The organism is Sphingomonas sp. NPDC019816 (assembly GCF_050274375.1).
In the GTDB taxonomy this organism is placed as follows: Bacteria; Pseudomonadota; Alphaproteobacteria; order Sphingomonadales; family Sphingomonadaceae; genus Sphingomonas.
The window spans coordinates 1-6023 of record NZ_JBNNOB010000176.1 but is presented as its reverse complement, the minus strand read 5'-3'; the positions used below and the strand labels follow the sequence as shown (position 1 = coordinate 6023).

9 protein-coding genes are annotated in these 6023 nt (G+C 65.7%); 5 read left to right on the top strand and 4 right to left on the bottom strand.

Annotation, left to right across the window (positions count from 1 at the left end; genetic code table 11):
- Window positions 1–558: SIMPL domain-containing protein (locus ACQKJZ_RS17550; RefSeq protein ID WP_427732777.1), on the top strand; the 558-nt coding region annotated here is incomplete at its 5' end.
- 181 nt (window positions 559–739) lie between these two features.
- Here the strand turns inward: ACQKJZ_RS17550 and ACQKJZ_RS17545 are convergent.
- From ACQKJZ_RS17545 to ACQKJZ_RS17535, 3 genes are all read right to left on the bottom strand, one after another.
- Window positions 740–997, bottom strand: a complete 258-nt coding sequence (locus tag ACQKJZ_RS17545) for a GlsB/YeaQ/YmgE family stress response membrane protein (RefSeq protein WP_312491249.1) — start codon at window positions 995–997, stop codon at window positions 740–742.
- Window positions 998–1102: 105 nt separating this feature from the next.
- The gene (locus ACQKJZ_RS17540; protein WP_312491244.1) at window positions 1103–1402 is read right to left on the bottom strand and encodes a DUF1153 domain-containing protein; all 300 of its coding nucleotides are present in this window, start codon (window positions 1400–1402) and stop codon (window positions 1103–1105) included.
- A 95-nt stretch (window positions 1403–1497) separates the two neighbouring features.
- A complete protein-coding gene (locus tag ACQKJZ_RS17535) occupies window positions 1498–1728 on the bottom strand; it encodes a hypothetical protein (protein WP_427732775.1) in 231 nt (76 codons plus the stop codon).
- 167 nt (window positions 1729–1895) lie between these two features.
- On the opposite strand from ACQKJZ_RS17535, the gene mnmA reads away from it, so the two are divergent.
- Together mnmA and ACQKJZ_RS17525 are read left to right on the top strand one after the other, a co-directional pair.
- Window positions 1896–3002, top strand: coding sequence for a tRNA 2-thiouridine(34) synthase MnmA (mnmA, locus tag ACQKJZ_RS17530; RefSeq protein ID WP_427732773.1), 1107 nt, complete (start codon window positions 1896–1898; stop codon window positions 3000–3002).
- 15 nt (window positions 3003–3017) lie between these two features.
- Window positions 3018–3290, top strand: a complete 273-nt coding sequence (locus ACQKJZ_RS17525) for a UvrB/UvrC motif-containing protein (protein WP_427732771.1) — start codon at window positions 3018–3020, stop codon at window positions 3288–3290.
- Window positions 3291–3317: 27 nt separating this feature from the next.
- On the opposite strand, the gene ACQKJZ_RS17520 is transcribed toward ACQKJZ_RS17525, so the two are convergent.
- A complete protein-coding gene (locus ACQKJZ_RS17520; protein ID WP_427732769.1) occupies window positions 3318–4028 on the bottom strand; it encodes a DUF4163 domain-containing protein in 711 nt (236 codons plus the stop codon).
- Window positions 4029–4134: 106 nt separating this feature from the next.
- On the opposite strand from ACQKJZ_RS17520, the gene ACQKJZ_RS17515 reads away from it, so the two are divergent.
- Entirely contained in the window at window positions 4135–5379 is a 1245-nt protein-coding gene (locus ACQKJZ_RS17515; RefSeq protein WP_427732779.1) for a putative DNA modification/repair radical SAM protein, read from the top strand.
- 80 nt (window positions 5380–5459) lie between these two features.
- Window positions 5460–5945, top strand: coding sequence for a hemerythrin domain-containing protein (locus tag ACQKJZ_RS17510; protein WP_312490077.1), 486 nt, complete (start codon window positions 5460–5462; stop codon window positions 5943–5945).
- The last annotated feature ends 78 nt before the right edge of the window (window positions 5946–6023 follow it).

Below are 6023 nucleotides of genomic sequence, written 5' to 3'. Positions count from 1 at the left end.
GGCGTGGTGAGCCAGGGCGCGACCGCCGCCGCCGCGCTGTCCGACAACGCCGCACGGATGCAGCGCGTGCTCGCCGCGGTGAAGCGTGCCGGCGTCGCCGATCGCGACATCCAGACCGCGACCGTGCAGCTTCAGCCGCAATATCGCTATGGCGAGAATGTGCCGCCGGTCATCACCGGCTATCAGGCGACCAACACGCTCAACATCCGCTTCCGCGACATCGCCCGGGCGGGCGGCGTGCTCGACGCGCTGGTCGCGCAGGGGGCCAACCAGATCGACGGACCCAATTTGTCGCTCGACAATCCCGATGCCGCGCTCGACGAGGCCCGGATCGACGCGGTGAAGCGCGCCCGCGCACGCGCCGATCTGTATGCCAGGGCGGCGGGCCTGCGCGTCTTGCGCATCGTGTCGATCAGCGAAAACGGCGAGAATCCAGGCGGGCCGGAACACCCGATCATGCTGCGCGCCATGGCGGCCGAAGCCGCGCCGCAGACCAAGATCGCGCCGGGCGAACGTGACGTGACCGTCAATATCTCGGTTCGCTTCCTGCTGGGCTGACCCCGCCTCGCCCCCATGTCCGGGCATGGGGGCCCCGCCCTGTCGGCCGGCGCACGGTAGCCGGTGGCCGGACGATGGGGCGAAGGAACGCCGTCCTCCGGCACTGGCGCTCCGCCTCCATAAGAAAAGAGCCGCCCGGTCGCCCGGACGGCCCTTTCACCTTCGTCAGGATGGGAGCGGATTAACGCACCCGACCACGACGAACCAGGTTCACGATCGCCAGCAGGACGACGGCGCCCAGCAGCGAAACGAGGAACGAGTAGATCGACAGACCGGCGTTGTTGATCGAGCCGCCAGCAAAGATCAGGCCGCCGATGAACGCGCCGATGATACCGACGATGATGTTCAGGAAGATGCCCTGCTGGGCGTCAGTACGCATGATGATGCTGGCCAGCCAGCCGATGACACCACCGATGATAAGCCACAGGATGATACCCATTGTCTTTCCCTCCGTTGGGCCCGCGAGCGGGACACGGGGAAAAGACGTGCGAATGGGCCTACTTGTTCCGTGCGCGTATCGTCAATTCGACGTAAAATCGATTTGTCAATATTTCTGCTGGCGTTCGTAGAGCGAGCGGTAATGCTGAATCCGCGTGACGCGCAGGCCCGGCATGCCCGACCGGTCGATCGCGCGCTGCCACCCGGCGAATTCCTCGACCGTCAGGCCATAACGGTCGCACACCTCATCCACCGAGAGCAGGCCGCCATTGACGGCCGCCACCACTTCCGCCTTGCGACGGACGACCCAGCGCGTCGTGCTGGGCGGCGGCAAGCTGTCCAGCGTCAGCGGTTCGCCGAGCGGCCCGATTACCTTTGCGGGGCGGATCTTCTGGTTCTCGATCATCATTACCTCGTCGGGGCTCCCTACCCCATATCGTTTACCAGGGGCCTTATGAATACGGGCCGTTGAACATCACCTATCGCCGTGCGGTTAACGCATCATTCATTCGCTCTCCACCCCCCGAGCGCCCGCGCCATCCCCCCGTTGAACGCCCCGTCCAGCGGAGCGAACAGCGCCGGATCGGGGGCCGCACGCGCGAATCCCGCCTGGACGGCGGCGGTCGGACTGGCGGCCTGACGCGCGGTCACGCCGACCATCAGCACCGCCAGGTCGGGCGGCAACACGGTGAGTTCGGTATCCCGATCGAACCGGTTGAAGCTGAGGTCCAAAAGCGCAATCCATCCCCGTCTGGTCAGACCCCTTCATTATCGGTCGGATATGAAAACACGGTAAAGGTCGTGAACCATTCCCCTTTTTCGACGCCGCGACCATCCCCGCCATCTTCGTCGAGCCGCGTTTTTTGCATGACCCACCGGAAAGGCGTATGAGAGCGGCCATGGAGCAGATGGTGGATTTTCAGCTTGGGGGCGATCCCCGGGCCAAGCGGATCGTGGTGGCGATGTCGGGCGGGGTCGACAGCTCGGTCGTGGCCGCGCTCGCCCACGCCACGGGGGCCGAGACGATCGGCGTCACGCTGCAACTCTATGATCATGGCGAGGCGGTGGGCCGCGCGGGCGCATGTTGCGCCGGGCGCGACATCCGCGACGCGCGCGCGGTCTGCGATCGGCTGGGCATCGCCCATTATGTATTTGATCACGAAGACAGTTTTCGCGAGCAAGTGGTCGATCGCTTCGCCGATGAATATCTCGCCGGGCGCACCCCCATCCCTTGCGTCCAGTGCAATATGGGGCCCAAATTCACCGATCTGCTGAAGCTGGCGCGCGACCTGGGCGCCGATTGTCTGGCGACCGGCCACTATGTCCGCCGCGTCGAGAGCGCGGGCGGCGCGCAGCTGCATCGCGGGGCCGACCCGGCGCGCGACCAGAGCTATTTCCTGTTCGCCACGACGCAAGGCCAGCTCGACTTCCTGCGCTTCCCGCTGGGTGCCCTGCCGAAATCCCGGGTGCGTGAGATCGCCGCCGAACTGGGCCTGGGCGTCGCGGCCAAGCCCGACAGCCAGGACATCTGCTTCGTCCCCGATGGCGACTATGCCGGCCTCGTCAAAAAATTGCGTCCGGAAGCGGATACGCGCGGCGATATCGTCGATCTGGCAGGCACGAAACTGGGCGAGCATCGCGGGCTGATTCACTATACGGTGGGCCAGCGGCGCGGGCTGGAGATCGGTGGGAGCCCCGAGCCTCTGTATGTCGTGCGGCTGGAGCCAGATACCAAGCGCGTCGTCGTCGGCCCGCGCATCGCGCTGGCGGTCGAGGCGGCGCGCCTGACCGGCATGAACGTGCTGGGGCCGCTGGACGGCGCCCTGTTCGCCAAGGTGCGGTCCATGGCCAAGCCGGTGCCCGCCCGCATGATCGGCGACCGGCTGGTGTTCGATGCGCCCGAATATGGCGTGTCGCCGGGTCAGGCGGCGGTGCTCTATGACGGCGACCGCGTGTTGGGCGGCGGCTGGATCGCCGAGACCGAGGCGGCACGCATCGCCGCCTGACGCGTTCATCCGGGCATGACCAGCCCGTCGATCGAAGAGTTGCGCCGCGCCATGGACGCCGCCGCCGAACGCCTCGATTTCGAGGAGGCGCGGGCCTTGCGTGACCGCATTAACCTGCTGCGCGGCGGTGCCGAGGATGCCGATGTCGACACCAGTGGCCTGACCCGCCAGCGACCCGGCGCGATGGGACTTGGCACCAGCCAGTCCCGCCCCGAACGCCCCGAAGGCTGGGTCCCGCCCAAAAAGCCGGATCCAATGACCAAGGGGCGTGGCCGGCGTCAGGGTTGACCGTCCCCGCCGCCCGACGCGCGCCCTTCAGCGAACCGCGAAGGCTCCGCGATATTCAGGCTTCACCGCCGCGACGATCGCGCGGGTCACCGGCAGGGTCACTTCATACGCCCCCTCGGCATAGGAGCCGGCGAGATAGGCGTCGGCGATCAGCCCGATCCGGTCGATCGCCCGGCCATTGGTCGAGCCCAGCAACACCGTCAGATCCTTGACCGGCGGGCAGGTGTTCATCGACGAGACATGGCCCTCGTTGCGTCGCACCTGTTCCGCCTTGAGCCTGGCGCAATATGCGGCGCGGGTCGCGGCCTGCAACGCCGCCACCGAGGTGAACACCGCCTCGGGTTCCAGCCGCCGGTCGGCCTTCTTGTCCCAAAGCAGCCCGTACGACGCCGGCATGCCATGCGCGCCGCCGGTAAAATTATAGCTGTCCCCCGACAGGCTCAGGAAACGCGGCGTGTCGGTTACGACTTTCCAGGTCTTGTCGAACGAATAGGCGTTATAGGGATACCCCCCTTCCGCCGCATGACGGCGACCGGCGGTCCCGCCGCGGGCGGTCTTGGCCTGCATACGGGCACGATCGGCGTCCAGCCATGCCTTCAGCCCCGCGATCCGCGCGGCGGCGGCCGGGTAGACATAGCTGAACTGATAATCGGCGGTCTTCGCCCGGCTCGTCACGGTTTGCGCCATGGCGGGCGCACCGACGGTCGCCAGAACCAACGCGATCATCACCTTGCGCACCACGCGTCTCCTTTCGATCCGCAGGGATTGGACCAGGGGAGCTGTACGGGCGATGAGCGGCAGGGTTCCGCTTGCCGCATCGAACATGCGAACATATATCGAACACATGGCGCAACTCGACACCCGTGAGAAGCTGGCGATCCTGGCGGATGCCGCAAAATACGACGCCTCCTGCGCGTCGTCGGGCACGTCCAAACGCGACAGTCGCGATGGCAAGGGTATCGGCTCGACCGAGGGGATGGGCATCTGCCACGCCTATGCCCCCGATGGCCGATGCATTTCGCTGCTGAAGATCCTGCTGACCAACAGCTGCATCTTCGACTGCCATTATTGCATCAACCGCAAATCGTCGAACGTCCGCCGCGCGCGTTTCACCGCGCAAGAGGTGGTGAACCTGACGCTCGCTTTCTATCGTCGCAATTATATCGAGGGGCTGTTCCTTTCCTCGGGCATCATCAAGTCGTCCAACTACACGATGGAACAGATTGTCGAGGTCGCGCGGTCCTTGCGTGAGGACCACGGCTTTCGCGGCTATATCCATCTGAAGACCATCCCCGATGCCGATCCCGAGCTGGTGCGGTTGGCGGGCGTCCATGCCGATCGTGTGTCGATCAATGTCGAGCTGCCCACGGTCGGTGGTTTGCGGCGGCTGGCGCCTGAAAAGGACGCCGGCCGGATCGAAGGCGCGATGGCCGATGTGAAGGCCGCCATCGAGGATCGCACCGACGCGGCGAAGAAGTACAAGTCCGCCCCCGGCTTTGCCCCCGCCGGCCAGTCGACCCAGATGATCGTGGGTGCGGATGCCGCGACCGACCGCGACATCGTCGGGCGCGCGGCGACCCTTTACGACCGTTTTCGCCTTCGCCGCGTTTATTATTCGGCGTTCAGCCCGATCCCCGACGCCTCCGCCGTGCTGCCGCTGCAACGCCCGCCGCTGATGCGCGAGCATCGGCTGTACCAGTCCGACTGGCTGATGCGCTTTTACGACTATCGCCCCAACGAGGTGGCGGCGGCTGCGGACGAAGCGACGGGCATGCTGCCGCTCGACATCGACCCCAAGCTCGCCTGGGCGCTCAAGTTCCGGCAGCATTTCCCGGTCGATGTAAACCGTGCGCCGCGCGAGATGCTGCTGCGCGTTCCCGGCTTGGGCGTGAAGGCGGTGGACCGGATCATCGCCACCCGCAAATGGCGCAAGCTGCGGCTGGAGGATGTCGGACGGCTGACCGTCTCGATTGCCAAGCTGCGCCCCTTCCTGATTGCCGAGGACTGGCGGCCGGTCGCGCTGGCCGAGCGGGCGGATTTGAAACCGCTGGTGAAGCCAAAGACAGAGCAGCTCGAACTCTTTGCCTGAGCGAGGGCGGAATCGTGAGAGTGATTCGCGGGTGAAACGCGCGCGGCGCTTCGCCGTTGGACCTCGCGAAGGAGACGATCATGGCCACCGCCGAAATCTACGCCGACCTCAAGCGCGATCACGACAAGCAGCGCGATATGCTCAAGGAACTCGCCGAGCTGAAGGGCGACGGTGCCAAGCGCAAGAAGCTGTTCGAGGCGTTCCGCATCGAAATCCAGAGCCACGCCGCCGCCGAGGAGGAATCGCTTTACGCGACCATGCTGGGCGAGCCCGAACTGCGCGACGATGCGCGGCATTCGGTGTCCGAGCATAAGGAGATCGACGATCTGCTCGGCGAGATGATGGACCTCGACTTCGCGTCAGACGAGTGGGAGTCCAAATTCTTCCACATGCGCCATCGTTACGAACATCATATCGACGAGGAAGAGGAAGAGATGTTCCCCGCCGCCGAGAAGGAACTCGACGACGCGACCGAGGAAAAGCTGGCCGACATCTACGAGACCCGCAAGCCCATCGAAGCGAAGGAGGCCAAGGCCAACCCGCCCGGCGCGGACGAGCGCGATTGATTTCGAGGGGCGCTTTTAAAGCGGAAAGGTATCCGCTCCCTGCTCCCCTCCCCTTCAGGGGAGGGGTCGGGGGTGGGG